Source organism: Streptomyces sp. NPDC047515 (assembly GCF_040643055.1).
In the GTDB taxonomy this organism is placed as follows: Bacteria; Actinomycetota; Actinomycetes; order Streptomycetales; family Streptomycetaceae; genus Streptomyces.
Window position 1 is genome coordinate 142,622 of record NZ_JBEYTM010000012.1, and the last position, 25,778, is coordinate 168,399.

At 68.8% G+C, this 25,778-nt stretch carries 26 protein-coding genes; 13 read left to right on the plus strand and 13 right to left on the minus strand.

Going from position 1 to position 25,778, the window contains the following annotated elements; all coding sequences use genetic code 11:
• The first annotated feature begins 89 nt into the window (after positions 1-89).
• The 7 genes from ABZ826_RS13470 to pstB all read left to right on the plus strand — a co-directional run bounded on the left by ABZ826_RS13470 (position 90) and on the right by pstB (position 8,096).
• The gene (locus ABZ826_RS13470) at positions 90-2,345 is read left to right on the plus strand and encodes an RNA degradosome polyphosphate kinase (RefSeq protein ID WP_361446595.1); all 2,256 of its coding nucleotides are present in this window, start codon (positions 90-92) and stop codon (positions 2,343-2,345) included.
• Positions 2,332-3,327 carry a CHAD domain-containing protein gene (locus tag ABZ826_RS13475; RefSeq protein ID WP_361446597.1) on the plus strand — a complete coding sequence of 332 codons (996 nt, stop codon included), beginning with the start codon at positions 2,332-2,334 and terminating at the stop codon, positions 3,325-3,327. Before ABZ826_RS13470 ends, ABZ826_RS13475 begins: the two co-directional genes overlap by 14 nt.
• On the plus strand, positions 3,324-3,737 hold the full coding sequence (locus ABZ826_RS13480; RefSeq protein ID WP_361446599.1) for an NUDIX hydrolase: 414 nt from the start codon (positions 3,324-3,326) through the stop codon (positions 3,735-3,737). The genes ABZ826_RS13475 and ABZ826_RS13480 overlap by 4 nt, the downstream gene beginning before the upstream one ends.
• Positions 3,738-3,926: 189 nt before the next feature.
• Positions 3,927-5,057 (plus strand): phosphate ABC transporter substrate-binding protein PstS, encoded by a 1,131-nt coding sequence (gene pstS, locus ABZ826_RS13485; RefSeq protein ID WP_361446601.1) that lies wholly within the window; start codon positions 3,927-3,929, stop codon positions 5,055-5,057.
• A gap of 153 nt (positions 5,058-5,210) precedes the next feature.
• Positions 5,211-6,209, plus strand: a complete 999-nt coding sequence (gene pstC, locus ABZ826_RS13490) for a phosphate ABC transporter permease subunit PstC (protein WP_361446603.1) — start codon at positions 5,211-5,213, stop codon at positions 6,207-6,209.
• A complete protein-coding gene (gene pstA, locus ABZ826_RS13495; protein WP_361446605.1) occupies positions 6,206-7,291 on the plus strand; it encodes a phosphate ABC transporter permease PstA in 1,086 nt (361 codons plus the stop codon). The genes pstC and pstA overlap by 4 nt, the downstream gene beginning before the upstream one ends.
• Positions 7,292-7,319: 28 nt before the next feature.
• A complete protein-coding gene (gene pstB / locus ABZ826_RS13500) occupies positions 7,320-8,096 on the plus strand; it encodes a phosphate ABC transporter ATP-binding protein PstB (RefSeq protein ID WP_361446608.1) in 777 nt (258 codons plus the stop codon).
• A gap of 280 nt (positions 8,097-8,376) precedes the next feature.
• On the opposite strand, the gene ABZ826_RS13505 is transcribed toward pstB, so the two are convergent.
• Positions 8,377-9,375 (minus strand): inorganic phosphate transporter, encoded by a 999-nt coding sequence (locus ABZ826_RS13505; RefSeq protein ID WP_361446610.1) that lies wholly within the window; start codon positions 9,373-9,375, stop codon positions 8,377-8,379.
• 5 nt (positions 9,376-9,380) lie between these two features.
• On the minus strand, positions 9,381-10,001 hold the full coding sequence (locus ABZ826_RS13510; protein WP_114245730.1) for a DUF47 family protein: 621 nt from the start codon (positions 9,999-10,001) through the stop codon (positions 9,381-9,383).
• 198 nt (positions 10,002-10,199) lie between these two features.
• Here ABZ826_RS13510 and ABZ826_RS13515 point away from each other — a divergent pair, with 198 nt between their 5' ends.
• A complete protein-coding gene (locus tag ABZ826_RS13515; protein ID WP_361446613.1) occupies positions 10,200-10,568 on the plus strand; it encodes a metal-sensitive transcriptional regulator in 369 nt (122 codons plus the stop codon).
• A 15-nt stretch (positions 10,569-10,583) separates the two neighbouring features.
• On the opposite strand, the gene ABZ826_RS13520 is transcribed toward ABZ826_RS13515, so the two are convergent.
• The gene (locus ABZ826_RS13520) at positions 10,584-10,778 is read right to left on the minus strand and encodes a hypothetical protein (RefSeq protein ID WP_361446615.1); all 195 of its coding nucleotides are present in this window, start codon (positions 10,776-10,778) and stop codon (positions 10,584-10,586) included.
• 99 nt (positions 10,779-10,877) lie between these two features.
• On the minus strand, positions 10,878-11,843 hold the full coding sequence (locus tag ABZ826_RS13525) for a hypothetical protein (RefSeq protein WP_361446617.1): 966 nt from the start codon (positions 11,841-11,843) through the stop codon (positions 10,878-10,880).
• Between the two features lie 131 nt (positions 11,844-11,974).
• Between ABZ826_RS13525 and ABZ826_RS13530 the strand changes: the two genes are divergently transcribed.
• Positions 11,975-12,163 (plus strand): hypothetical protein, encoded by a 189-nt coding sequence (locus ABZ826_RS13530; protein WP_361446619.1) that lies wholly within the window; start codon positions 11,975-11,977, stop codon positions 12,161-12,163.
• A 151-nt stretch (positions 12,164-12,314) separates the two neighbouring features.
• Positions 12,315-13,946, plus strand: coding sequence for an FAD-binding oxidoreductase (locus tag ABZ826_RS13535; RefSeq protein WP_361446622.1), 1,632 nt, complete (start codon positions 12,315-12,317; stop codon positions 13,944-13,946).
• Positions 13,947-14,000: 54 nt separating this feature from the next.
• Here the strand turns inward: ABZ826_RS13535 and ABZ826_RS13540 are convergent, their stop codons facing one another.
• The 9 genes from ABZ826_RS13540 to ABZ826_RS13580 form a co-directional block, all read right to left on the minus strand.
• Positions 14,001-14,732 carry a phosphatase PAP2 family protein gene (locus ABZ826_RS13540; protein WP_361446624.1) on the minus strand — a complete coding sequence of 244 codons (732 nt, stop codon included), beginning with the start codon at positions 14,730-14,732 and terminating at the stop codon, positions 14,001-14,003.
• A 329-nt stretch (positions 14,733-15,061) separates the two neighbouring features.
• On the minus strand, positions 15,062-16,069 hold the full coding sequence (locus tag ABZ826_RS13545; RefSeq protein ID WP_361446681.1) for a bifunctional lytic transglycosylase/C40 family peptidase: 1,008 nt from the start codon (positions 16,067-16,069) through the stop codon (positions 15,062-15,064).
• Between the two features lie 126 nt (positions 16,070-16,195).
• Positions 16,196-16,792: a hypothetical protein gene (locus tag ABZ826_RS13550; protein WP_361446626.1), complete on the minus strand. Its 597-nt coding sequence runs from the start codon at positions 16,790-16,792 to the stop codon at positions 16,196-16,198.
• Entirely contained in the window at positions 16,789-19,140 is a 2,352-nt protein-coding gene (locus ABZ826_RS13555) for an alpha/beta hydrolase (RefSeq protein WP_361446628.1), read from the minus strand. Before ABZ826_RS13555 ends, ABZ826_RS13550 begins: the two co-directional genes overlap by 4 nt.
• 843 nt (positions 19,141-19,983) lie before the next feature.
• The gene (locus tag ABZ826_RS13560) at positions 19,984-21,735 is read right to left on the minus strand and encodes an alpha/beta hydrolase (protein ID WP_361446630.1); all 1,752 of its coding nucleotides are present in this window, start codon (positions 21,733-21,735) and stop codon (positions 19,984-19,986) included.
• A gap of 116 nt (positions 21,736-21,851) precedes the next feature.
• Complete coding sequence (locus tag ABZ826_RS13565; protein WP_361446632.1) at positions 21,852-22,244, minus strand: hypothetical protein; 393 nt, start codon at positions 22,242-22,244, stop codon at positions 21,852-21,854.
• Between the two features lie 178 nt (positions 22,245-22,422).
• Positions 22,423-23,046 (minus strand): GNAT family protein, encoded by a 624-nt coding sequence (locus ABZ826_RS13570; RefSeq protein ID WP_361446634.1) that lies wholly within the window; start codon positions 23,044-23,046, stop codon positions 22,423-22,425.
• 73 nt (positions 23,047-23,119) lie between these two features.
• The gene (locus ABZ826_RS13575) at positions 23,120-23,491 is read right to left on the minus strand and encodes a DUF1801 domain-containing protein (RefSeq protein WP_361446636.1); all 372 of its coding nucleotides are present in this window, start codon (positions 23,489-23,491) and stop codon (positions 23,120-23,122) included.
• A gap of 116 nt (positions 23,492-23,607) precedes the next feature.
• A complete protein-coding gene (locus ABZ826_RS13580) occupies positions 23,608-24,048 on the minus strand; it encodes an ATP-binding protein (protein WP_361446638.1) in 441 nt (146 codons plus the stop codon).
• Between the two features lie 196 nt (positions 24,049-24,244).
• Here ABZ826_RS13580 and ABZ826_RS13585 point away from each other — a divergent pair, with 196 nt between their 5' ends.
• The 3 genes from ABZ826_RS13585 to ABZ826_RS13595 are packed head-to-tail and all read left to right on the plus strand — an operon-like array spanning position 24,245 to position 25,540.
• On the plus strand, positions 24,245-25,096 hold the full coding sequence (locus ABZ826_RS13585) for a helix-turn-helix transcriptional regulator (RefSeq protein ID WP_361446640.1): 852 nt from the start codon (positions 24,245-24,247) through the stop codon (positions 25,094-25,096).
• Between the two features lie 11 nt (positions 25,097-25,107).
• A complete protein-coding gene (locus tag ABZ826_RS13590; protein ID WP_361446642.1) occupies positions 25,108-25,299 on the plus strand; it encodes a DUF397 domain-containing protein in 192 nt (63 codons plus the stop codon).
• On the plus strand, positions 25,292-25,540 hold the full coding sequence (locus ABZ826_RS13595; protein ID WP_361446644.1) for a DUF397 domain-containing protein: 249 nt from the start codon (positions 25,292-25,294) through the stop codon (positions 25,538-25,540). Before ABZ826_RS13590 ends, ABZ826_RS13595 begins: the two co-directional genes overlap by 8 nt.
• Positions 25,541-25,778 lie beyond the last annotated feature (238 nt).

Sequence of the window (25,778 nt, forward strand, 5' to 3'; positions counted from 1 at the left end):
ACCGCGCGAACCACACGAACCGTGCGTTTAACGCGATCTCCGCACCCTCCGGCGCGCCCTCGGAGCCCCTGACGCGGAAGAATGGGGACATGAGCCAGCAGCCCAGCTCCGAGGTCCCGGTCCAGACCGCCGCGCAGCCGTCGGTGGGCACGCTCGCCGCGCACCGGCCGCACGCCGTCGCCGCCGCGGCGTCCAACGGCGCCGCGCTGTCGATCCGGGCCCACCTCGATCCCGACATCGATGCCGACGTCGACACGTACGAACCCGACGTCGACGGCGACGAGCTGCCGCCCGGCCGCTTCCTGGACCGGGAACGCAGTTGGCTCGCATTCAACGAACGAGTGCTCGAACTGGCCGAGGATCCGGCGACCCCCCTCCTCGAACGGGCTAATTTCCTCGCCATCTTCGCCTCCAACCTGGACGAGTTCTTCATGGTCCGGGTGGCCGGACTGAAGCGCCGTATCGCCACCGGGGTCGCCACCCGCTCCGCCTCCGGCCTCCAGCCCCGCGAAGTCCTCGACCTGATCTGGACCCGCTCGCGCGAGCTCATGGCCCGGCATGCCGCCTGCTACCAGCAGGACGTCGCCCCCGCCCTGTCCGACGAGGGCATCCAGCTGATCCGCTGGCCCGAACTGACCGAGAAGGAGCAGGCCCGCCTGTTCACCTTCTTCCGGCAGCGCGTCTTCCCCGTGCTGACCCCCCTCGCCGTCGACCCGGCGCACCCCTTCCCGTACATCTCGGGCCTCTCGCTCAACCTCGCCGTCGTCGTACGCAACCCGGTCAGCGGCCACCGCCACTTCGCCCGGGTCAAGGTGCCGCCGCTGCTGACCCGCTTCCTGGAGGCGTCGCCACAGCGGCACGTGCCCATAGAGGACGTCATCGCCGCCCACCTCGAAGAGCTCTTCCCGGGCATGGAGGTCCTCGCCCACCACACGTTCCGGGTCACCAGGAACGAGGACCTGGAGGTCGAGGAGGACGACGCCGAGAACCTCCTCCAGGCCCTGGAGAAGGAGCTCATGCGGCGCCGCTTCGGCCCGCCGGTCCGCCTGGAGGTCGAGGAGTCGATCGATCCGTACGTGCTGGACCTGCTGGTACGCGAACTCAAGGTGTCCGACGCCGAGGTCTACCCGCTGCCCGGACCGCTCGACCTCACCGGGCTCTTCGGCATAGCGTCCCTGGACCGGCCCGAGCTGAAGTACCCCAAGTTCATCGCGGGCACCCACCGCGATCTCGCCGAGGTCGAATCCGCTGCCGCGCCCGACATCTTCGCCGCGCTGCGCGAACGCGACGTACTCCTGCACCACCCGTACGACTCGTTCTCCACCTCCGTGCAGGCGTTCCTGGAGCAGGCCGCCGCCGACCCCGACGTGCTCGCCATCAAGCAGACCCTGTACCGGACTTCGGGCGAATCCCCGATAGTGGAAGCGCTGGTCGACGCCGCCGAATCCGGCAAGCAGGTCCTCGTACTCGTCGAGATCAAGGCCCGCTTCGACGAGCAGGCCAACATCAAGTGGGCGCGCAAGCTGGAGGAGTCCGGCTGCCATGTGGTCTACGGCCTCGTCGGCCTCAAGACCCACTGCAAGCTCTCGCTCGTCGTCCGCCAGGAGGGCGACACGCTGCGCCGCTACTCCCACGTCGGCACCGGCAACTACCACCCCAAGACGGCCCGGCTGTACGAGGACCTCGGCCTGCTGACCGCCGACCCGCAGGTCGGCGCGGACCTCTCCGACCTCTTCAACCGGCTCTCCGGCTACTCCCGCCGCGAGACCTACCGCCGCCTCCTGGTCGCCCCGAAGTCCCTGCGCGACGGGCTGATCGCCCGGATCGACAAGGAGATCACGCACCAGCGGGCCGGGCGGGCCGCCTACGTCCGTATCAAGGTCAACTCGATGGTCGACGAGGCGATCATCGACGCCTGCTACCGGGCCGCGATGGCGGGCGTGCCGGTGGACATCTGGGTGCGCGGCATCTGCGCGATCCGCCCCGGCGTCGCCGGTCTCTCCGAGAACATCCGGGTCCGCTCGATACTGGGCCGCTTCCTCGAACACTCCCGGGTCTTCTCCTTCGGCAACGGCGGCGAACCCGAAGTGTGGCTCGGCAGCGCCGACATGATGCACCGCAACCTCGACCGCCGGATCGAAGCACTGGTCCGGGTCGCCGACCCCGCCCATCGCGCCGCCCTCGGCCGGCTCCTGGAGACCGGCATGGCCGACACCACCTCCTCCTGGCACCTCGGTTCCGACGGCAACTGGACCCGGCACGCCACGGACGCGGACGGCCAGCCGCTGCGGCACGTACAGGAAATGCTCATTGACGCCCGGAGGCGCCGGCGTGCGACGCCATGACCACCAGACGACGCAGGCGGACCTTACGGCAGGGGCGGTGCTCGCGCCCTACCTGCAGGGACAGGCCGCCGAATTCCTGCGCAGCCTGCGCCTGCACCGCGAGAACAGCGCCCCCACGGACGCCGGGAGCCACGCCGCCGAGGAGGCCGCCGGCGCGCTGCGCCGCTCGTCCCGGCGGATCGGCGGCACACTGCACACCTTCCGGGCAGCACTGGACACGGCCTGGGCCGAGCAGCTCCGCACCGAACTGGCCTGGCTCTCGGGCACCCTGGCCCGGGAACACGCCTACGCGACTCGGCTGAACCGGCTCCTCGAAGCGCTGCACGCCCTGTCCGGCACCTCGCTGCCCGCCGCCCGTGCGACAACCGACTCCGGCTCCGACAGCAAGGAGCGCGCCGCTCTCGGTGTCGGCGCGGCCCGCGCCGGCGCGCTGCTGGAACGGCAGCTGACCCTCGCCCGGACCCGCGCCCACTCCGCGGCTCTCCAGGCGCTCGGCTCCTCCCGCTTCCACGCGGTGGCCGACGCGGTCGCGCTGCTCGCCTCCGAGGTCCCGCTCGCCACGACGGCCACCGCGCCGGCCGAGGAGATGCTGCACGGGCCCGCCGACCGGGCCGAACAACAGCTGCTCGGCGCGGTGGCCGCCCTCCCTTCGGACGGGGCGGTCGAGCCGTACAACGAGGCGCAGGACGCGCCCTGGCACCGGACCCGGCTGCTGCTGCGGCTGCACCGGTACGCCCGCGAGGTGATGCGGGGCGCGCCCGATCCGGCCCTGGCCGCGCCGGGGCACGCGCTGGACCTGCACCGGGACGCGGCGGAGGCGGCGGCCGCGGCGGCGTCGGCGGCGCGCACCCCCCGGATCGCGCCCGCCACCGCGTACGCCCTGGGGGTGCTCCACGCCGACCAGCGGCACGAGGTGGAAGCGGCGCGCAGTGTGTTCCGGGAGAACTGGCCGTATGCCACCGCGGCGGTGATCGCACCGTGAGCAATACGACCGTACTGGCCGCGGGATGCGTGCTGTGGCGCCGGTCGGAGCGCTCCGGCGAGCTGGAGATCTGTCTGGTCCACCGGCCCAGATACGACGACTGGTCGCATCCCAAGGGCAAGCTGAAGCGCGGCGAGTCCGCGCTGGACGGCGCCCTGCGTGAGGTCTTGGAGGAGACCGGTCACCACTGCGCACCGGGCGCACCGCTCCCCACGGTCCGATACCTCGCGAACGGGCGTCCCAAGGAGGTCGCCTACTGGGCGGCCGAGGCGACCGGTGGCTCCTTCATACCCAACGCCGAGGTCGACCGGGTGAGCTGGCTCTCCCCGGCGGCGGCCCGGACCCGCCTCACCCGGTCCCACGACCGGGACGTGCTGGACGCCCTGCTCGCCGACCTGCCGGGCGCCTGACCGGGCTCCAGAACCGCACCGTCCGACACGGTTCACCTCCCGTTCACTCTTCCCCGTAAACCGCTTCACCTGTTCTGCCTAACTTCGGCTGTGCACGGTGCGCGGCACAACGCCGCACCACCCACCACGTCGCACGCCGTCGTAGAACGAACATGACCTCGGCGGCTCCTGGAAGGAAAAACCCGAAAAGTGAAGCTTCAGCGCAAGAACCGGCTTCGTGCCACCGCGCTCGGTGCCCTCGCCGTCTCCAGCGCCCTGGTCCTCACGGCGTGCGGTTCGGACAACAACAGCGGCACGGGCGGCAGCGGCGAGAAGACGAGCGCCGCGTCGAACGTCAAGTGTGACGACGCCAAGGGCCAGCTCCTCGCCTCCGGCTCCAGCGCGCAGAAGAACGCCATGGACCTCTGGGCCAAGAACTACATGGCCGGCTGCAAGGGCGTGGAGGTCAACTACAAGTCGTCGTCCTCCGGTGAGGGCATCATCGACTTCAACCAGGCCACGGTCAGCTTCGCAGGCTCCGACTCGGCGCTGAAGCCCGAAGAGGTCGCCGACTCGAAGAAGGTCTGCAAGACCGGCCAGGGCATCAACCTCCCGATGGTCGGCGGCCCGATCGCGATCGGCTTCCACCTCGAGGGTGTCGACAGCCTGACGCTGGACGCCCCCACCCTTGCCAAGATCTTCGACAGCAAGATCAAGAAGTGGAACGACCCGGCGATCGCCAAGCTCAACAAGGGCGCGAAGCTTCCGGACAAGGCGATCCAGGCCTTCCACCGCTCCGACGACTCCGGCACCACGCAGAATCTCAGCAAGTACCTCGCCGCCACCGCGCCGAGCGACTGGAAGTACGAGCCCGAGAAGAAGTGGCCGGCCCCCGGTGGCCAGTCCGCGTCCCAGTCCTCCGGTGTCGCCGCCCAGGTGAAGCAGGTCGACGGCTCGATCGGTTACTTCGAGCTCTCGTACGCCTCGTCGCAGTCCATCTCCACGGTCGACATCAACACCGGTGGCTCCACCCCGGTCAAGGCCACCCCGGAGAACGCCTCCAAGGCCATCGCCGCCGCCAAGATCAAGGGCACCGGCAAGGACCTGGCGCTCGACCTCGACTACACGACCAAGGCCGAGGGTGCGTACCCGATCGTCCTGGTGACGTACGAGGTCGTCTGTGACAAGGGCAACAAGGCCGAGACGCTCCCCACGGTCAAGTCCTTCCTGAACTACACCGCGGGTGACGAGGGCCAGAAGCTCCTCACCGAGGCCGGTTACGCGCCGATCCCGACCGAGATCAACGCCAAGGTCCGCGAGACCATCGCGTCCCTCTCGTAGTCGGAAGCAACACCCGTAACACCAGCTGAAATCCAGCAACGCCCGGCAGGCCGGCCCGGTGCACCCCTCCGGACCGGCCCGTCGGCACCACCCCCATCCGGTGCACCGCCGCCAGGGGAGCCACACCGCTCCCCCACACAGACCGGAAAGACCATGGCTTCCACCACACCGATAGACACGCCACCGGCGCACCCGGTGCAACGCAAGCGCGCCAGGCCCAAGGCCCCCGGACGCGCGGGCGACACAATCTTCCTGGGCCTCTCACGGGGTTCAGGCATTCTGCTGCTCGTGATCATGGCGTCGATCGCCGTGTTCCTCACGTACCGCGCGACGCTCGCCGTCTCCAAGGACCAGGGCAACTTCTTCACCACGCTGGACTGGAACCCGGTCGGCGACAAGCCGGTCTTCGGTATCGCGGCCCTGCTCTTCGGCACGATCGTCAGCTCGATCATCGCGATGGCCATCGCGGTTCCGATCGCTGTCGGTATCGCCCTCTTCATCTCGCACTACGCGCCGCGCAAGCTGGCCGCGCCCCTCGCGTACGTCGTCGATCTGCTCGCGGCAGTGCCGAGCATCGTGTACGGCATCTGGGGGGCACTCTTCCTGGTCCCGTACCTGGAGGGGCTGAACCTCTGGCTCGACCAGTTCTTCGGCTGGACGTACGTCCTGGAGAAGACCGAGGTCGGCGTCGCCCGCTCGCTCTTCACCGTCGGCATCTTGCTCGCGATCATGATTCTGCCGATCGTGACGAGCGTCAGCCGCGAGGTCTTCCTCCAGGTCCCGAAGATGAACGAGGAAGCCGCCCTCGCTCTCGGCGCCACCCGCTGGGAAGTCATCCGCCTGTCGGTGCTGCCCTTCGGCCGCTCCGGCGTGATCTCCGCGTCGATGCTGGGCCTGGGCCGCGCACTCGGCGAGACGATGGCCGTCGCCACGGTCCTGTCGCCGAGCTTCGTCATCTCGGCGCATGTGCTCAACTCCGGCGGCGGAACGTTCGCCCAGAACATCGCCGCGAAGTTCGGCGAGGCCGATCAGCTCGGGCGTGACGCCCTGATCGCCTCCGGCCTCGTCCTCTTCATCCTCACCCTGCTGGTCAACGGCGCGGCCCGGCTCATCATCGCCCGCCGCAAGGAGTACTCGGGGGCCAACGCATGAGCCAGGCAGCCAACACCGGCATACAGGAACGCCCCACCCCCACGGCGGCCGCTTCCGGGAGCAGCCTCAGCAGCCGGGCGCTCCCCCGCTGGGCCCCGGCCGCCTTCGCGGCCGCCGCGCTCGTGCTCGGCGTCGGCATCGGCGCGGCGGCGGGCTGGCAGAGCCGCGTCCAGTGGGGCCTGTTCTCCGCAGTGCTCTTCGTCGTCATCTCGTACGTCACGACGACGGTCGTCGAGAACCAGCGCCAGGCCAAGGACCGGCTCGCCACCAGCATCGTCTGGGTGTGCTTCCTCCTCGCCGTCGTGCCGCTGGCCTCGCTGGTCTGGACCACGGTCAGCAACGGCGCCAAGGTCCTGGACGTCTACTTCCTCACCCACTCCATGTCCGGTGTGCTCGGCATGGAGCCGGGTGGCGGTGTCTACCACGCGCTGATCGGCACCCTGGAGCAGGTCGGCCTCGCCACCTTGATCTCCGCCCCGATCGGCCTGCTCGCCGCCGTCTACCTGGTGGAGTACGGGAAGGGTGCGCTCGCCAAGAGTGTGACGTTCTTCGTCGACGTGATGACCGGTATCCCGTCCATCGTCGCCGGCCTCTTCATCCTGTCGATCATGCTCATGGCGAAGCTCCAGCCGTCCGGCCTGATGGGTTCGCTGGCGCTCACGATCCTGATGATCCCGGTCGTGGTCCGCTCCACCGAGGAGATGCTCAAGCTCGTCCCGAACGAGCTCCGCGAGGCATCGCTCGCCCTCGGCATCCCGAAGTGGCGCACCATCCTGAAGGTGGTTCTGCCCACCGCGATCGGCGGTATCACCACAGGTGTGATGCTCGCCATCGCCCGGATCGCCGGCGAGACCGCGCCGATCATGCTGCTGGTCTTCGGCAGCCAGCTGATCAACTCCAACCCCTTCCAAGGCGCACAGTCCTCGCTCCCCTACTACATCTGGGAGCAGTTCAAGATCGGCAGCGAGGCGTCGTACGACCGTGCCTGGGCCGCCGCTCTGGTCCTGATCGCCTTCGTCATGATCCTCAATCTGGTGGCCCGCGGCATCGCCCGCTGGAAGGCCCCGAAGACCGGCCGCTGACCGCGGCACGAAAGAAGCAGTGATTCAGATGGCCAAGCGCATCGACGTCAGCGGCCTGTCCGCCTACTACGGCTCCCACCTCGCCATCGAGGACATCTCGATGACCGTGGAGCCCCGCTCCGTGACCGCCTTCATCGGCCCGTCCGGCTGCGGCAAGTCCACCTTCCTGCGCACCCTGAACCGCATGCACGAGGTCACCCCCGGCGGCCGCGTCGAGGGCAAGGTGCTGCTGGACGACGAGAACCTGTACGGGGCGAACGTCGACCCGGTCACCGTGCGCCGCACGGTCGGCATGGTCTTCCAGCGTCCGAACCCGTTCCCGACCATGTCGATCTTCGACAACGTCGCCGCGGGCCTCAAGCTGAACGGCTCGTACAAGAAGAACCAGCTGTCGGACGTCGTCGAGAAGTCCCTGCGCGGCGCCAACCTGTGGAACGAGGTCAAGGACCGGCTGAACAAGCCCGGCTCCGGTCTCTCCGGCGGTCAGCAGCAGCGTCTGTGCATCGCCCGCGCGATCGCGGTCGAGCCGGACGTGCTGCTGATGGACGAGCCGTGCTCCGCCCTGGACCCGATCTCCACGCTCGCCATCGAGGACCTGATCGGCGAGCTGAAGGAGCGCTTCACGATCGTCATCGTGACGCACAACATGCAGCAGGCGGCCCGCGTCTCGGACCGCACGGCGTTCTTCAACCTCGCGGCGGTCGGCAAGCCCGGCAAGCTCGTGGAGATCGACGAGACGGAACGCATCTTCTCCAACCCGTCCGTCCAGGCGACCGAGGACTACATCTCGGGCCGATTCGGATAACCCGGTCACCCGGCGACGGGGCCGACGTGGGCCGGCGGCGTGGGCGGTTGCGCCCGGTGGCGGGTTTCCACCGGCGAACCACCGCACCCTCCGGGCGACCGGCCTCGCCCCCAGAACTGCCTTGAGGTGCTGCATGGCGGTGCCACCGCAAGGCGAAGGGGCCGCCCCCGCTCCCCGCAGAGGGAGTAGGGGCGGCCCTCTTTCCGTATCACCGGATCAGGCCCGTCCGAAACCGACGGGCAGCGCGGCCACCGGATACCCCGGCCACCCCGCCGCCCCGTCAGCCGAAGAGCAGCACCACGACCCCGTAACTGGCGGCGGCGACCAGCGCGGCGGCCGGCATCGTGATGAACCACCCCAGGATGATGTTCTTGGCGACCCCCCAGCGCACCGCGTTCACCCGCTTCGTGGCGCCCACACCCATGATCGCCGAGGTGATCACATGCGTCGTGGAGATCGGCGCGTGGAACAGGAACGCCGAACCGAACATGATCGACGCACCCGTCGTCTCCGCGGCGAATCCCTGCGGCGGGTCCAGTTCGATGATCTTCCGGCCGAGCGTCCGCATGATGCGCCAGCCGCCCGCGTAGGTTCCCAGCGAGAGCATCAGCGCGCAGACGAGCTTCACCCAGACCGGAATCGGGTCGCTCGGGCTCTCGACATCGGCGATGACCAGGGCCATCACCACGATGCCCATCGTCTTCTGCGCGTCCTGCAGACCATGGCCGAGCGCCATGCCCGCGGCCGAGACCGTCTGTGCTATCCGGAAGCCGCGCTTGGCCTTGTGCGGGTTGGTCTTCCGGAACATCCACATGATCGCGACCATCACCAGATAGCCGACGATCAGGCCGATGACCGGCGAGACGAACATCGGGATGATGACCTTGTCGAGCACCCCGTCCCAGTGCACCATCGTCCCGCCGGCGAGCGCCGCACCGACCATGCCGCCGAACAACGCGTGCGAGGACGAGGAGGGCAGTCCGAAATACCAGGTGATGAGGTTCCAGATGATCGCGCCGACGAGCGCGGCGAAGAGGATACCCATCCCCTTGTCGCCCTCGGGGGTCGCGATCAGCCCCTCACTGACGGTCTTGGCGACACCGCTGCCGAGGAACGCACCGGCGAGGTTCATCACCGCGGCCATCGCCAGCGCCGCGCGCGGTGTGAGCGCTCGGGTGGAGACGGACGTGGCGATGGCATTCGCCGAGTCGTGGAAACCGTTCGTATAGGTAAATCCGAGCGCGACACCGATGGTCACGATCAGCGCAAAGGTGTCCACGTGGTTCAGGACTCCTTGACCGCGATGGTCTCCACCGTGTTGGCGACGTGTTCGAACGCGTCGGCCGCCTCTTCCAGTACGTCCACGATCTGCTTGAGCTTCAGCACCTCCATGGCGTCGTACTTGCCATTGAAGAGATGGGCGAGCAGTTTGCGGTGGATCTGGTCGGCCTGGTTCTCCAGACGGTTGACCTCGATCCAGTACTCGGTGAGATTGTCCATGGTGCGCAGACCCGGCATCGCCTCGGCGGTCAGCTCGGCCGCCCGTGCCAGCACCTCGATCTGCTGCGCGACGCCCTTGGGGAGTTCCTCGACCTGGTACAGCACGACCAGGTCGACGGCCTCTTCCATGAAGTCCATGATGTCGTCGAGCGACGAAGCGAGGTTGTAAATGTCCTCACGGTCGAACGGCGTAATGAAAGAGGAGTTCAGCTGGTGGAAGATCGCGTGGGTGGCATCGTCCCCCGCGTGCTCCGCTGCCCGCATGCGCTCCGCGATCTCGACCCGGGAGGCAGAGTCCGCCCCGAGCAGTTCCATCAGGAGTTTCGAGCCCGTGACGATGTTGTCCGCGGATGCGGAGAACATGTCATAGAAGCTCGTCTCCCTGGGGGTCAGACGAAAGCGCACGTGGGGTCCTCGGGGCTTTGGATTCGGTCAGGCTGATGCTAGGCGCATCATCCGGCCACGGCTAACCGGCATTCTTCAGTGTCGCGCATCGGGCCCGGTGATCAGCACGGGCCCCCGGTCACGGTTCGGCAGAATTCGTTAGAATATACCCACCAGGGGTATATGAACGGCAGAGTAAAGGGAAAACGGGAGGCAGTAATGACCACCACCGAGGCCGCCGGGACCACCGACGCCGCGGCGACGGATCCGGTCACGGAAACGGTTGTCACCGATCACGACCGAGGCATACACGGCTATCACCACCAGAAGGCCGAGCACCTCAAGCGGCTGCGCCGGATCGAGGGCCAGATCCGCGGTCTGCAGCGCATGGTCGACGAGGACGTCTACTGCATCGACATACTCACCCAGGTCTCGGCGTCCACGAAGGCTCTCCAGTCCTTCGCGCTCCAGCTGCTGGAGGAGCATCTGCGGCACTGCGTCGCCGACGCGGCGGTCAAGGGAGGCGAGGAGGTCGACGCCAAGGTCGAGGAGGCCACGAAGGCCATCGCCCGCCTGCTCCGCACCTGATGCGGGGCCCCGCGCTCACCCCCGGCGGTCGGCCTGCCGGGGGACGCTGTTGCGCTCGGTGATCACCCGGACGTTCAGCACCTCGTCGATGCGGTCCGCGCTGAGCCGTTCCCCGATCGCGGCCGAGGCGGCGATCATCAGCTCGCCGCAGAGATCGATCTCGGCGAGGGCCACAATGTCGGATACGGTCCGCGTGCCGAGCGTCACCACGTCACTCACCTCTCACTGCCGTCGCCGACTTCCTAGCGTAGGGAGCGGACCACGCGCCGCGCATGGCACGGACGGGCCATTTCCCGCCCGCCGGCATGCCTACGCCCCCGACCCCGTCCGTCCGTCGCCCGGCTGTCGCTGTTCGATCTTCCCGGTGTAGATGTCGCCATCGTCCGGCAGCCGTACGGAGACCGGCACCCCGAATCCGGACAGCAGCGTCGTCGACACCACCTCCACCACCGGCCCCTCGTTGGCGAAACTGAACCGGTGGCGCACCTTGCGCAGCCGCCCCTGTTCGTCCAGATACGCATCGAACGGCACCGTCCGCGTGCGGAACCCCTTCGCCGCCGCGGCCAGTGTCGCGCGCGATTCCGGCGAGGCCTCGCGCGCCGCCCGGCCGATGTCCGAGGTCCCCCGGTAGTGCCGCACGCTCACCCCGGCGAGCACGGTCCTTCCCACGTACTCCACCTCCCGCGCCCCACGCAGCAGTTCGGCGGCGGCCATCGGATCGGTCACGCCGCCGGTGACGAGATTGCCGTCCGCCAGAGTCGTCGTGTCGACCCTGACCCACTTGTCCGCGGGCACTCCGGCGCCGCGGTTCATCATGTAGAGCGCGCCGGGGGCCAGCAGTTCGACGATGGGACGGTGCTCGTCCTCGCCGGCCGCGTCCTTGGGCAGCACGACCGTCAGCCGGCCCGTCCGGTTGCGGAAGTCGTACGTCCCCCGGCCCCTGATCGTCACCCGTGTCCCGCCCGCCGCGGTCTCCATGGAGGTACGCACCTCGGCGCTTCCCGCGACGGACGGGGCCCCGGCCCGGGGAGCGGCCCTTCCGGTCACCGCCCCCGTTCCCGTCCCGGCCGATGTCACCGTCGACGTCCCGGCGAGCACCGCGGCCGCGCCGCGGACCGCGTCGAGGGAGTCGGCACCGCCCCGTTCATCGGCCATGGCACGGTCACCGCCGCCACCCCGGCCACCGCATCCGGCGGTCGCCGCCATCACGCCCATCAAGGCAAGGGCGCAGACAGCGCGCGCCCCGCCTCCGGACCTGTGCTGCTGCACCACCATCGCCTGCCAACCCCCAACGACGTACCGCTTGCCCGAGCCCCACCCGTTCCGCATAACGACGGCCCGTGTCCACCGTCACGCCGCTCCCCCACGACACACCGCCGGGTGGCCGTGCCCAGTACCGTGGACGGGTGTATGACCAACGCACCGACGAGGTCCCGGCGGCTCCCCCCACCCCCGCGCCCGACGAGCACGAGCCCACGACCGTGGAACGCGGCTCGTTCTGCACCGCCCGCTGCGGCTGCGGCTGGTCCGGGCCGGCCCGCCGCTCCCGGGACCGGGCCCGCACGGACGCCGCGGAACACCGCGCGGCACCCTGACCCCCCTCCCTGACCCCGCCCTCTGCCCTCTCCCCCCTCCGTCCTTTTCCTCGCTCCGTCCTCTCGCCCTGTTCCTCTCCTTGGCACCTCGCCCTTCTTCCCCGGCCTCTCCCCCACCGACCGGCCGTGAGCGCCATGACCCGGAGGTCCGATGAACCTGTCGCCCCTGACCGACCGCCGCACCCTGCTCGCCGCGGGCGCCGCAGCAGCACTCACCGGCCTCACCGCCACCGCGTGCGACCACACGTCCAACACCGGCGGCGACTCCGCAGGGGGGGCGCGCACCACGGGCGGCACGGGCGGAACCACACCCGCCTCACCGGCCTCATCGATCCCGTCGAAGCCCTCTTCCTCCTCCTCCGGCCCGGCGAACTGGTCCGCCCTGGCCAAGAGCCTCGACGGCACCCTCATACGCCCCCAGGACGCGGCCTACGCGACGGCGCGTCAGCTCTACAACACCCGCTTCGACGGCCTGAAGCCGGCCGCCGTCGCCTATGTCCGGCACGAGGCGGACATCCGCGAGTGCCTGGCCTTCGCCCGCCGCACCGCCACCCCCGTGTCCATCCGCAGCGGCGGCCATTCCTACGCCGGCTGGTCGAGCGGCAACGGCCGTCTCGTCCTTGACGTCTCGTCACTGTCCCGCGTCGAGCGGAACGGGACGATCGGCGCGGGCGCCAAACTCATCGACGTCTACCAGGGCCTCGCCCGCCACGGCCTGACGATCCCCGGCGGCTCCTGCCCCACCGTCGGCATCTCCGGCCTCACCCTCGGCGGCGGCCACGGCGTCGCGTCCCGCGCGTATGGCCTGACCTGCGACAGCCTCACCGCGGCGACCGTCGTCACGGCCGACGGCAAGACCCTCACCGTGGACGCCAAGCACCATCCGGACCTCTTCTGGGCGCTGCGCGGCGCGGGCAACGGCAACTTCGGCGTGGTCACCGAGCTGAGGTTCCGTACCCGCCCGGTCCCGCAGACCGTCACCGCGTACATGTCCTGGCCCTGGTCGCGCGCCCGGTCCGTCATCACGGCCTGGCAGGAGTGGGGACCGTCCCAGCCCGACGAGATCTGGTCCTCCGCTCATCTCGCCGCGGGGCCGGGCGGCGGCAATCCGAACGTTTCGGTGGCCGCGTTCAGCCTCGGTACGTACCGCGACCTGCAGAACGCCGTCGACCGCCTCGCCGACCGGATCGGCGCCCCGGCCTCCTCCGTCTCGCTGCGCCGCCGCAGTTACCAGGAGGCCATGCTGGTGTACGCGGGCTGCTCGGGCATCACCGACGCCCAGTGCCATCTGCCCGGCACGACGCCCGGCCGCACCACGCAGGGCACGCTCCAGCGCGAGACGTACGCCGCCGCTTCCGACTTCTACGACCGGTCCCTGTCCGCGGCGGGCGTGAGCGCCCTGCTCGACCGGGCCGAGGCGTTCACCCGGATTCCCGTGACCCAGGGCGGGGGCGGCGGCTCCATCGCGCTCACCGCGCTCGGCGGGGCGATCAACCGGGTCTCCCCGCAGGCCACGGCCTTCGTCCACCGCCGCTCCCGCGTACTCGCCCAGTACATCGCCTCCTGGCGCCCCGGCACCGCGGGCGGCGCCCAGCAGGACTGGCTGAAAAACACCCACGCGGCCATGCGCCGGTACGCGTCCGGAGCGGCGTACCAGAACTACAGCGACCCGACGCTGACCGACTGGCGCCGGGCCTACTACGGTCCGGCGGCCGACCGCCTCGCCGAGCTGAAGAAGCAGTACGACCCCGGGCGCATCTTCGCCTTCCTGCAGGCTCTCTGACCTGCGGTCACGGGCGGCGGGCCCCCGATACGGGCCTGCCGCACCGCCGGAGTGCTACGCGGCCAGGTCCTTCTCACCGTCGCCGCAGCCCGTACCCGGCCGCGGCTCGGGGATCCCGAACGCCCCGGCCCGCCCGTCGGTCGCGGCCGATGCCCGCAGACTCCGCGATCTGACGAGTCCGCCGAGCCGGCCCGACCGGGAGACCGCCGCCGCCAACGGGGTCAGCAGCAGCATCGCGAGCGGGGCGAGCAGCAGGGCGACCGCCGTACCGAGCGCGAATCCGCCGATGACGTCGGTCGGGTAGTGGACGCCCATGTAGATCCGGCAGAAGCCTTCCAGCAGGGCGAGGCCGATCGCGGCGATGCCGAACTTCCGGTTGACCACGAAGAGCCCGACGGCCAGGGCCATCGCCATCGTGGCGTGGTCGCTCACGAAGGAGAAGTCGTTCTTCCCGTCCACCAGCACATCCAGTCCCGGGTGCTCTCGGAACGGGCGCTGGCGCTCCACGAAGCCGCGGATCGGAATGTTGATGAGCAGCGCGATCCCGGCGGCGAGCGGCGCCCAGACGATCCCGGCGACCGCCGTCACCGAATCATCGGCCGTGCCGCGCCGGCGCACGCTCCACCAGCACCACAGGACCACCAGGACCATGCCGAGCATGATCCCGTACTCGCCGACGAACTCCATGACCCGGTCGAACCAGGTGGGAGCGGACTTCGCGAGCCCGTTGATGTCGTAGAGCAGGCTGACGTCGGGGTTCGACCCATCCACTGCGAGTCCAGCCATCTGCTGCGGCCCCTTGCCTTGTCTGCTGCCGCGGGGCACACTCCTGTGCACCGCTTTGACGAACCCCCGTGTCGGTTCGATCACTGCGTGGATCACTGCCTGTGGACCGGCACGGCGTGGCCGCTCCACCCGTGAGCGTTTCCCTGGTCGGCGCCGCATGGTCAGTACACCGCCGCCCCGGTCCGTCCGGTCCCCCCAGGGAACGACGTGCCCCGTGCGTGCGTTCCACTCTCCACCGAATGATCACCATGACGTTATCGAAGAGTGACTCATCGTCGCAGCTCAGGGCCCAGGCTTCACGGAGAGTTCCGGCCACCGCCGTACGCGCGTCATGCCCCCGGGCGGTCGGCCGGAAGGGCGGTCGGAAGGGCCGCGGCCCCGTCCTTGGTGACGCGCGTCGCACCGAAGTAGTCGGGCGTGTCGATCTTGTCGAACCGGATCACGGCCCCGGTGTAGGGCGCGTTGATCATGTATCCGCCCCCGACGTACAGCCCCACGTGGTGAATGGCCCGCGAGTTGGTCAGATCGTCCGAGAAGAACACCAGGTCACCGGGGAGCAGCTCGTCACGCGAAGGATGCGGACCGGCGTTGTACTGGTCGTTCGCCACTCGGGGCAGCTCGATGTCCACGGTGCGGTACGCGGCCTGGGTCAGCCCCGAACAGTCGAACCGCCCGCCTTGCTCCGGCGTGCCGTTGCCGCCCCACAGGTACTTCGTGCCGAGCTTCTTCTGCGCGAAGTAGATGGCCCCGGCCGCCTGCTGTGAGGGCTGCACCCGTCCGACGGGCCGGGCGAAGCTCTTCTCCAGGGACCGGATGATGGTGACGTAGTTCTGCGTCTCGGAGATGTTCGGAACGCCGCCCGAGCGGATCACCCGGTACGCGCCGGCGTTGTACGCGGCCAGCATGTTGTCGGTCTGATCGCCCGGCACCTTCTTCACGTACCCGGCCAGTTCGCAGTCGTACGAGGCGGCGGACGGAATCGCGTCGGCCGGATCCCAGATGTCCCGCTTACCGTCCCCGTTGCCGTCGATCCCGTGTCCCGCCCAGGTGCTCGGGATGAACTGGGCGATGCCCTGAGCGGCGGCGGGACTCTCGGCCCGCGGGTTCCACCCGCTCTCCTGGTACAACTGCGCGGCCAGGAGGGCGGGGTTGATGGCGGGGCAGAGATTGCCCCACTTCTGTACCAGCGCCTGGTACTTCGCGGGCACGGCCCCCTTCGCCAGCCCGACGGCTCCGCTGCTGCCGGAGCTGACGAGTCCAGCAGCAGCGGAGTACGTACCGACGACGAGCAGCGCCACGAAGCTCATGGCCATGCCGACACCGATGCCACCGACCACCCAGAATTTCCGCACCCCTCAACCATCCCCCATCGGGGCCGGGTTCATGGGCGTTTTCGCGGGTGTGTACGAATCAACCGGGTCACCGAAGTCAACGAGCGGACGCTCCGGCGCACTGAGGTTCCATCAGGACGCTTCGGCCGACCAGTAGTCGGAGCGCACATTGGGACGCGGGAGGGGATAGACCCCTTCGTACGCCGGTCCGTTGGGCTTGGAGGCGGACTCGGCCACCTTCGACTCCTTCACGCAGGGGCTGTCGGCCTCGAAGAACGCCTGTCCCCTGCCGCGGAAGCTCACGCTGATGCCGAATCCGGCCTTCGTCTGCGCGTAGATCGCCGGGAACTCCTCGTCGTTGTTCTTGGCCTTGATCCGGTAGTCGCTCTTGCGCCAGAACTTCTCGACCTGGTCCAGGAAGCTCTGCCGGCGCTCGGCCGAGACGATGGTCATCACGGTGCGCCTGCGCGTCACATCGCAACTGCCGGTCGTCGTCGGTCCGTGCGCCCACTGCACCTCGGGGTCGATCGCCTTCAGTACGGCGTCGAGCATGCTGTCCGACCGTTCGGCGGCCTCCTGCATGTTCAACTTGCTCCCCTTGGTGCTCTCGGTGCTCTTCGTGGTCCCGGCGCTCCCGCTGCCGCTCGATTGTCCGCTGTCGTTGCCGCAGCCCGACAGTGCGAAGCCGAAAGCCAGGGCCACCGCGACGGTCTGGAACCTTCGCTTCATCGCTGTTCCTCCATCTTGAGCCTGTCGGAGTGTCCCGACACGATCAGAGCGATGCTGTCCGCCGACATAGCGTCTCGTACCGGATCGAAGTAGTTGGAGTGGGCGTCGAAACTCACCCCGCTGGTACTGATCAGGGGCTGGCCGGGGGCCACCGGGAATCGCTGGGCGCCGAAGGCCTTGCTCGCCGGGTCCTTGCCGAACCAGAGGTCGTCGTCGCCCGGGTCGGCCAGGTCTCCGGCCAGGTACGCGCCGGCCGGGCCGCCCAGGATCATCCCCACCGCGCCCACGACGACCTGCGTCTTGGACGGGAGCTTGGTCACCGGGTCGTTGGCCGCGGCGCCGACGAAGACGTGTCCGCTGCCGACGCCGAGATCCACGGCGCGGTCCACGCCCACCCCCGGACTGCCGACCAGGATGATGTCGTCCACCCCCGGTATGCCGCCTTCGCGCTGCGTCGCGGCGCCCACGGCCCGGGAACCGTAGGAGTGCCCGATGGCCGTGATGTGCGGATCCTTGTTCTGGTTGGTGGCCACGATGCCGCCCATGAAGTCGTTGTAGGCCGCACCGCCCTTCTCCGCCCGTCCGGTGCCCGCGACCGCCAGGCTGTGCAGCCCGTCCGGTGTCTGCGGGGCGTCGTACCCGAGCCAGACGATCGCCGCGGTGGACGGGTCGTACCCCTGGGCACCGATCGCCGTGTCACGGGCCCGCTTGAGTCCGCTCTTCGCGAACTCCTCGTCGAGGGAAGTGTTCAGCCCCGGCACGTAGGCCGACACGTTCTTCGAAGTGTCGGGGTTGCCGTAGGAGACGATGGCCCTCCCGTTGCCCTCGTCACTGATGCCGATGAGGTACATCGGCGGCTTGCTCCCCTCCTGGAGCTGCCGGTCGATCTCCAGCAACCCCGCCAGCTGCTTCTTCGACTTGGAGTCGGTCTTCCCCTCCAGCTTCGAGATCAGGTCCGGAAGGTTCTTCCGGTTGGCCGCGTCCCTGTCCGCCACCGGGATGCCGTCCAGATAGCCGATCTTGTCCGGTGAGAGTTCGAGGTACTGGTCGCGCTGTTGCTGCGTCAGCCCATCCCACCACGACTTGCGCTGGGCCGCGGTGGCGTCGGTCGGGATGCGGGCGTTGAGGTAGTCACGCTCCGCGTCCCGCACCGCCCCCTCGACGCGCGAACCCGAACCGGGCAGCCCGGCGACCGCCCCGCCACCCCCACCGGATGCCTTGGTCATGTCCCAGACGGCGGGGATGTACTTGCCCTTGTTCCACTTGTCGCTCGCGCCCCGGGCGGACTGGGCGTACTGGTCGGCGATGCCCTTGATGGTGTCGCCGGGGTGGATGACCGTGTCGACGGCGCCGGTGACATCGCCCCAGAGGCCGTCCTTGCCGATGACACCGGTGACGAAGTTGCCGTCGGAGGGGCGGGACGTGTTCGGCTTCGGGCTTTGTCTACCCGCGTCGACCTGCGAAGAAGAATCGCCGTTGGTTGAGTTGGAAGAGCCGGAGGAACCGGAGGAGCCGCTTGCGCCGCCGGAGCCGTCCGTGCCGCCGGCGCCGGATCCGGAGCCGCCGGACGCGGTGTTGCCGCCGGACGCGGTGTTGCCGCCGGACGCGGTGGACTCACCGGACGCGGTGTTTCCTCCCGACGCGGTGTTTCCTCCCGACGTCGTCGACCCGCTGGAGCCCGTGCCGCCGGTCACGGTCGAGCCCTCGGAGCCCGTGCCGCCGGCGGAATCGGATCCACCGGCCGAAGCGCCGCCACCCTTGCCCGAGCCCTTGCCGGCCACCACCTCGACCTGGGGTGCCGGGCAGGCGCTGCCGGTCAGTTGGCAGATGGCGTTCCGGAGCTCACCGGTCAGCTGTCCACCGATCCCGGTCGCCACCAGCCCGCCGATGAGGGCCACGACCACGAGGATCATGCCCAGGTACTCCATCGCGGTCTGACCGGCGTCCCGACGCCACTTGATCATCCGCGCAAAGCTGAACGAGCGGTGTTCGGCGCGCTGTTCGGTGCTGAGGCCGAACCATTCACGCGAGCCGGGCCGCAGCAGCAGAACGACGACCACAACCGGCATCACCAGTTGCGCCACGCCCTGCCCGCCGGTGCTCCCGCCCAGTGTTGCCAGGGCGCCGAGGGTGAGCCAGGCGTGTACGGCGAGGAGCCCGCGCCAGATCCAGACGCCGCCGGTGCGCATGTACAGCGACAGCACGAACCCGGTGACGCCGGGCATCGCCGCGTACAGCAGCATGCCCAACAGCCGCCCGTCCACGGCATCGACGGACGAGGCCACGACCAACTCGTCGATCACACCAACGACGGTGACGACGAAGAGCAGTCGGACGAGAATCAGCACCGCCTGCAGAGGGCGCGACAACGACTGCCTGCCTGGACGGGCCTCGGCGGCACTCGTGTCGGCACCACCCGGAACCGCTAATTCTCGTATGCCAGACACGGCGAATCTCCCAGCTTTGTGAGTGGGCGCAGCGACAGTTCCCCCGGTCTCTGTATGCGACCACACCAACACTGGGCGCGGCATGGGCCCCAGGGCCCAATGAGGGACTCAAAGTCCCAGGTGATCGGCCTATCCTTTTCCGCCACCGACCGTCTGGTTATGGGTCATTGGTGACGGAGACGTGACATCAGGACGCCCCGGCGGACCAGAAGTCCGAGCGGACGTTGGGGCCCGGCACCGGCTCTCCCGCGCGCTCATCCTCGCCAGGTGCCGGGGTGGGTGGTGCGACCGTTGACTCGTCGACGCACGGCGTGGCCACTTCGAAGAACGCCTGACCGTCCCCTCCAATGAGAAGTCGAATTCGAAATCCATCCGGCGTCTCAAAGTAAGTTGCAGGACTCGACGAGTTTGCATTCACTCCAAGTTGACGGTATCCGGAATCCTTCCAGCCCCGCTCCACAATCCCGAAGAAGCTTCCTCTTCGCGTCGCAGAAATCACAGTCAGGACTGCGCGCCGTCGAGATACATCACAACTCCCTTCTGTGGACTCTCCATGAACCCAACGAACTGGCGGCTCAATCCTCGCAAACGTATCATCGAGGATCTCATCCGCTCTTTTTGCTGCTTCTTGCATGTTCATATTCTCACCATCACCTCCGCCATTACCTGAACCTGCCGAGCCATTCACAACTCCGCATCCCGACAGGAGGAGCAGCGCCGCCACCAAAGAAGCAGAGTGCAATCTCACCTGGGACGCCCCCGTTGAATCTGTTCCGACTTCCCTGAAACGATCCTCGCAATATTGTCTGCCGACATCTGATCTTTGGACGGGTTGAAGTAATTCGAATGTGCTTCCACTGGTTCATGCCCTCGCTCGAATGGGCGCGGGCCATCGCTCACGGCGAACCTGTTTGCTCCGAAGTCCCGGTGGGCCGGGTCGGTTCCAAACCAGGCCTCGCTTTCATCCGACTGCGCATCTTGTGCCGTGTAGCCGGCAAATCCGCCGACGATGCCCCCCGCTGCGCCACCAATGACAGCGCCTACCGGACCCGTGCTCGCACCAAGGACAAAACCTGTCGACGCCCCGCCTGCGACACCAGCCCCAATGCCGCCCGCTTCCCTACCGTTAGGTAGTTTGGTAACAGGATCATTCTCGGCCGCTCCCACGAAAACGTGGTTCTTTCCAACGCCAAGCTCGTCAGCGGATCGCGCCCCAGTTCCTGGACTGCCAACCAGAATGATGTCATCAGCACCTGGGATACCAGCTCGCTCTTGAGCAGCAAGACCGACCGTCAGGGATCCATACGAGTGACCAATCGCTGTGATATGAGGATCGTCGTTTTGATTGGTTACAGAAATGCCGGCCATAAATTTGTTATATGCAAGAGCGCCAATCCTCGCATTCCCTTCACCCATCACGTCCAAGCTTCCCAGAGGATCAGTGACTGAGGCTTGCGGCGCATCGTATCCGAGCCAAACGATCGAAGCGCTGGGAGTGCCCGGGTTCATTTCTTTCGCTCCAATAGCTGTATCTCTGGCCCGCTTCAAATCACCCTTCGCGAACTCCTCATCCAAGGAGGTATTCAGCCCCGGCACATACGCCGACACATTCTTGGCCGCATCCGGATTCCCGAACGAGACGATCGCCCGCCCGTTCCCCTCGTCCCCGATGCCGAGCAGAAACATCGGCGGCTGCCGCCCCTCCCGCAACTGCCGGTCAATCTCCCGCAGCCCCGCGAGCTGCGTCTCCGACTTCGCGTCGTCCCGCCCCTCCAGCTTCCCCATCAGCAGCTGCAGGTTGTCCCGGTTCGCCGCGTCCCGCACCAAGGCCGGAATGCCGTCCAAGTTGCCGATCTGGTCCGGGTACACCGCCAGGTACTCCTCGCGCTGTTCGTCCGTCAGGGCGGCCCACCATGCCTTCCGCTCGGCCGGTGACGCGTCGCGGGGGATGCCGTCTTTCAGGTAGCCGCGCGCCGCGTCCCGTACCGTGGCCGCGTCGCCCGCCGCGTCGGTCCACGTGATGTCGGGGACCTTCAGCCCCTCCTCGGCCTTCAGCCGGCGCAGGATGCGGGCGTACCGCCAGTCGATCTCGGCCGCCGTCCGCACGGCCTTCGCCACCCGGTCCGCGATGTCCTGCGCCTTTGCCGCGTTCGGGTTGGGCGCCACCAGGCCCGAGGGGGGCAGGAGGCCCGGCACCGCGTCGCCCGAAGCCTTGCCACCCGGTAACGGCCTGCCGTCGATCAGGCCCTCTCCCGCCGCCGGGTACGTCACCGAACCGTCCGCGTGGACGGTGAGCTTCAGTGACTCGGCGTCGTCCAGGGCGTCGCGCAACACCCGCTGCTGGGCACGCAGTTCGTGAGCCATGCTGTTCAGCGTCGTACGGAGCAGCCCGCACTCCGTGTAGACGTACTGCAGGTTGCTGCTCAGCTGCCGCAGCCGTCCGACCGCCGCGCTCGCCGCCTCGCCGTGCTGTGTACCGCGCAACCCGGTCAGCATCTGCGTATCGATCCGGTCCCGGCCCGCGTCGGCACGGTTGCTCGCCCTGCCCCACCCGTCGGCCGCGCCCTCCAGTTCGCCGCACCTCAGGTCCCGTAACTGTGCCCAGGTGAGAGTCAACGCGGTCCACCCGCCACCGGCGCGAACGACGCCTTCACGGTTTCGTTCGTCTCTCCCTGGGCCCTGGCGACAGCCCGCAGCTTCCCGGCCAGGGCCCCGCACTCACCCCGCGCGGCCTCGAACCGTCGCTCCCACGACTCCCGCACGGCGCCCAGTTCCGCCAGCGAGGTCAGCCCCGCGGTCCCCGCGAGCAGTCCCTCGTGCGCGGTCTCCAGTTCCGTCTTCACCGGGCCGAGGTGCGTGCACATCACTTCCGCACCACCGGCCGCTCGCTGCCAGGGCCCATCGCTGTGCTTCAGTACGTCCCCGTCGCCACCGCTCTTCAGCCCCGCCAGATCGCTCAGCCGCTGACGGCCCCCCGGCTGTTCCACCACTGCCACTCCGGTCACCCCGCTCCGTCCTTGATCGTGGAGCGGCACTGTGCCAAATCCCGTGCGGGCGACACGCCGCGCCCACTCGCGCTTCAAGGCGTCGTGCCCCCGCAGGGCCCGGCACATCACGACCCACGGTTCACCCGAACGGGCTTATCCCGAAGCGCCGGCCGACGACTCGGTCCGTACCCGCCGGTCAGGTCGTCGCGCGGCCGGCCGGCACCGGATCGGTTGCCAGACGGGCGTGCAGATGTTCGTCGTGGTACGCCCCGTCGCCGTAGCGGTAGGACTGGCGCAGCGTTCCCTCAAGAAGGAATCCGCAGCGGTGGGCCACCCGGCAGGAGGCCTCGTTGCCGACGGCGTGGGCGATCTCGATCCGGCGGGCGTCGGCGGTGCTGAAGGCCCAGTCGGTCACCGCCGATGTCGCTCTGGTGGCCACGTTCCGTCCACGGGCGTCCGGGAGCGTCCAGTAGCCGATCATCGCGAGGCCGTCCGCGCGGTCGTCCCAGCGCAGTCCGACGGCACCCAGGACCGCGCCGTCGGCCGCACCCAGTACGGCGAAGGTAGCGGCATTGCCGCGGTCCCAACTGCCCTCGCGCAGCTCCAGCCACGCCATGGCCTCGGTGCGATCGGCTGCCGGGAAGGGGTTCCAGCGGGCGATCAGCGGGTCCGCGGCGGCGGCGACCAGTCCGTCCAGCATCGCCTCCAGATCGGCGCCCTCGCGACTCCAGGGACGCAGCAGTACGTCCCCCAGGTCGAGTGTGGCGCGGACGAAGGCCCGCCGATCAGCAGCCGACGGTATGGACGTGGAGGCATTCATACCCCCCTTCCTACGTGCCGCTCCCGCCCCACCACCAGCGAATTTCCGCCGGTCACGGGCGGATCGGCTCCGCTCAGCAGACCGCGCCCGGCCCCGTCGCCGTGGCCGTCGCCCGGAGCAGGTCCCGCACCAGGTCGTAGTCAATGGCCTCCGCCTTGCGGAAGCGCAGACAGCCCTTCCCCATGTTCTGTCCGGCCAGCCGCTCCATGAACGTCTCGCGCACGTCACCGCGCAGCAGGTAGAAGGAGATGTGCTGCTTCTGGGCGGCGAACGCGATCTCGACGGCGCCGTCCCGCTCGTACGCGGGCATTCCGTACGCCATGACCTCGTCGAAACCGGCGAGCTCCGTCCGGCACAGCCGCCGCAGCCTCTCCAGGGCGTTCCTGCGCTCCTCGGACACCTCGGCCAGATACCCGGCCACGTCCTTCGCCTCGCTCCGCACCATGCAACGAGGCTGTGCCCGCCCCCGCATGTCTGTCGCCCGGTCCGGCCCCCGGCCTGGGGCCTTTCGTTCGGATCAGGCCGGGGTACGCGAGCCCGGCGTGATCCGGACGAGAGGCCCTACCCCTCCGTCTTGGCGGCGCATTCCACCCAGAGCAGTTTGCCGCCCTGGCCCGGCAGTCCGGTCCCCATGGGGTGGGCGCCCCAGCTCTCCGCGTAGAGGGTGACGAGGTACAGCCCCCGCCCGCGTTCGGCGAGTTCCTCCGGTGCTTCGGCGTTCCATCGGAAGGGGGCGGGGATGTGCGGGTTGGTGTCCCACACGCTCAGCCGGACACGGCTGTGCCCGGCGTCGCGCAGGCGCAGGGAGTAGGCCCCCGAGGAGTACAGGTACGCGTTGGTGACCAGCTCGCTCGCCAACAGTTCGGCTACTTCGGTGAGTTCGCGCATGCCGTGCACGCGCAGGACGGTGCGGAGGGTGGAGCGGGCCACGCCGGGGGCGCGGGGATCCTGGGGGAGTTGGAGGGTGTACGCCCAGGGCGGGGATACCGTGGCACTGACCATGGAGGTCTCCGATCACGGAGGGAGGTTGGAGGGTGCGCTTCGATGTGCCCGGTGACGAGACCGCTCCGTCGAACGGGGTACTTCCGGGCGAGTGGCCTGAGCCCGACAGTAGAACGAAACATGGAATGCATTCCATGAACTTCATGAATTACATGACAGATACCCTCGTGTGGGTGACCAAGCCGGGGAGCGAGTGATGTCATCCAGCGCCACACCAACAGCCCGCCGCCAACGGCTGGGGGCCGAACTCCGCAAGTTGCGTGAGCGCGCCGGGATCACCGCGACCGAGGCCGCAAGGCTCCTCGGCGGCAACCAAGCACGCATCAGCAACATCGAAGCCGGCCGCTACGGCGTCAGCGCCGAGCGGGTGCGCACCCTGTCCTGCCACTACGCCTGCTCTGACCATGAGTTGATCAACGCCCTGGCCGCCATGACGGGAGACCGCACGCGCGGGTGGTGGGAGGAGTACCGCGGAATCCTGCCCGCACCACTCCTCGACCTGGCGGAAATCGAGCACCACGCCCACGGGCTGCGAGCAGCCGTCACCATCCATGTCCCCGGCCTCCTCCAGACGGCGGAATACGCACGTGAGGTCTTCCGCCAGGATGTGCCCGAGCTGTCGCCTCCCGATATCGAGCACCGCATCTCCTTCCGCATCAAACGGCAGGCCGTGCTGTTCCGGGAATCACCGACGCCGCACCAGGGCGTGGTCCACGAGGCCGCACTGCGGATGCAGTTCGGCGGCCCGAAAGTGACCCACAAGCAACTTCAGCACCTCCTCGACATGGGCGAACGCGACCACATCACCCTCCGCGTCATCCCTTTCTCGTCCGGAGCCCTTGCCGGGTCGGGTCAGTCGATCTACTACTTCCACGGCCCGGTCCCACAGCTCGACACCGTCAACCTGGACCAGTCCCACGGCCCCGTCTTCCTCGACGCCGAGGCGCAGCTGGAGAAGTACCGCGTCCTGCTCGGCCGCATGGAAGCCACCGCGCTGGACCCCGAGGCGTCCAGAGACTTCATCCACAACATCGCCCGCGACCTGTGAAGGAACCCACGGTGCCCGCTCCCGCCTGGCAGAAATCGTCCTACTGCGCACAGGGCAACTCCTGCGTACACATAGCCGCCCCCACCCCCGGCACCGTCCAGCTCGCTGAGAGCGGCGACCCCGCCGGGGTGATACTCCGCACCACACCCGCCGCGTGGGCAGCCCTCGTACGCACCCTGAAGGAGAGCCACGCCCATGGCTGACATCCCCACCGACCTCACCTGGGTCCGCGCCGCCCCCGAGGGCGAGGAGGGCCCCGGCCCCTGGATCGAGATCGCCTTCGGCCCGAACGACCTGGTCCATCTACGGGAGACCAGCGACCCCGAGAACGTCGTGACGACGACCACGACGAAATGGGACGCCTTCACCAAGGGCGTCGTGGCCGACGAGTTCGACCACTTCACCGAGGTTGGCAACGAGGAAAACCCACCGACTCGGCACTGAGCACCGACCGGTCGGCCGCCCCCGCTTCCGGAGCGGCGCGGCGGCTCATCTGCCTGACTGCTCGTCCGGCCCCCGCCGTACTGTTTCTCCTCGCGTTCGCGGCGGTCCACCTGCTCGTGGTGTGCACGCCGACCGGGCAGTCGGCGGAGAACTTCCTGGTCATCGGGTTCGCCGACCAGGCGCGCAGCTTCGAGTGGAGCCAGTCGGTGGGCCCACCGCCGCTGACGGCGGAGCACAA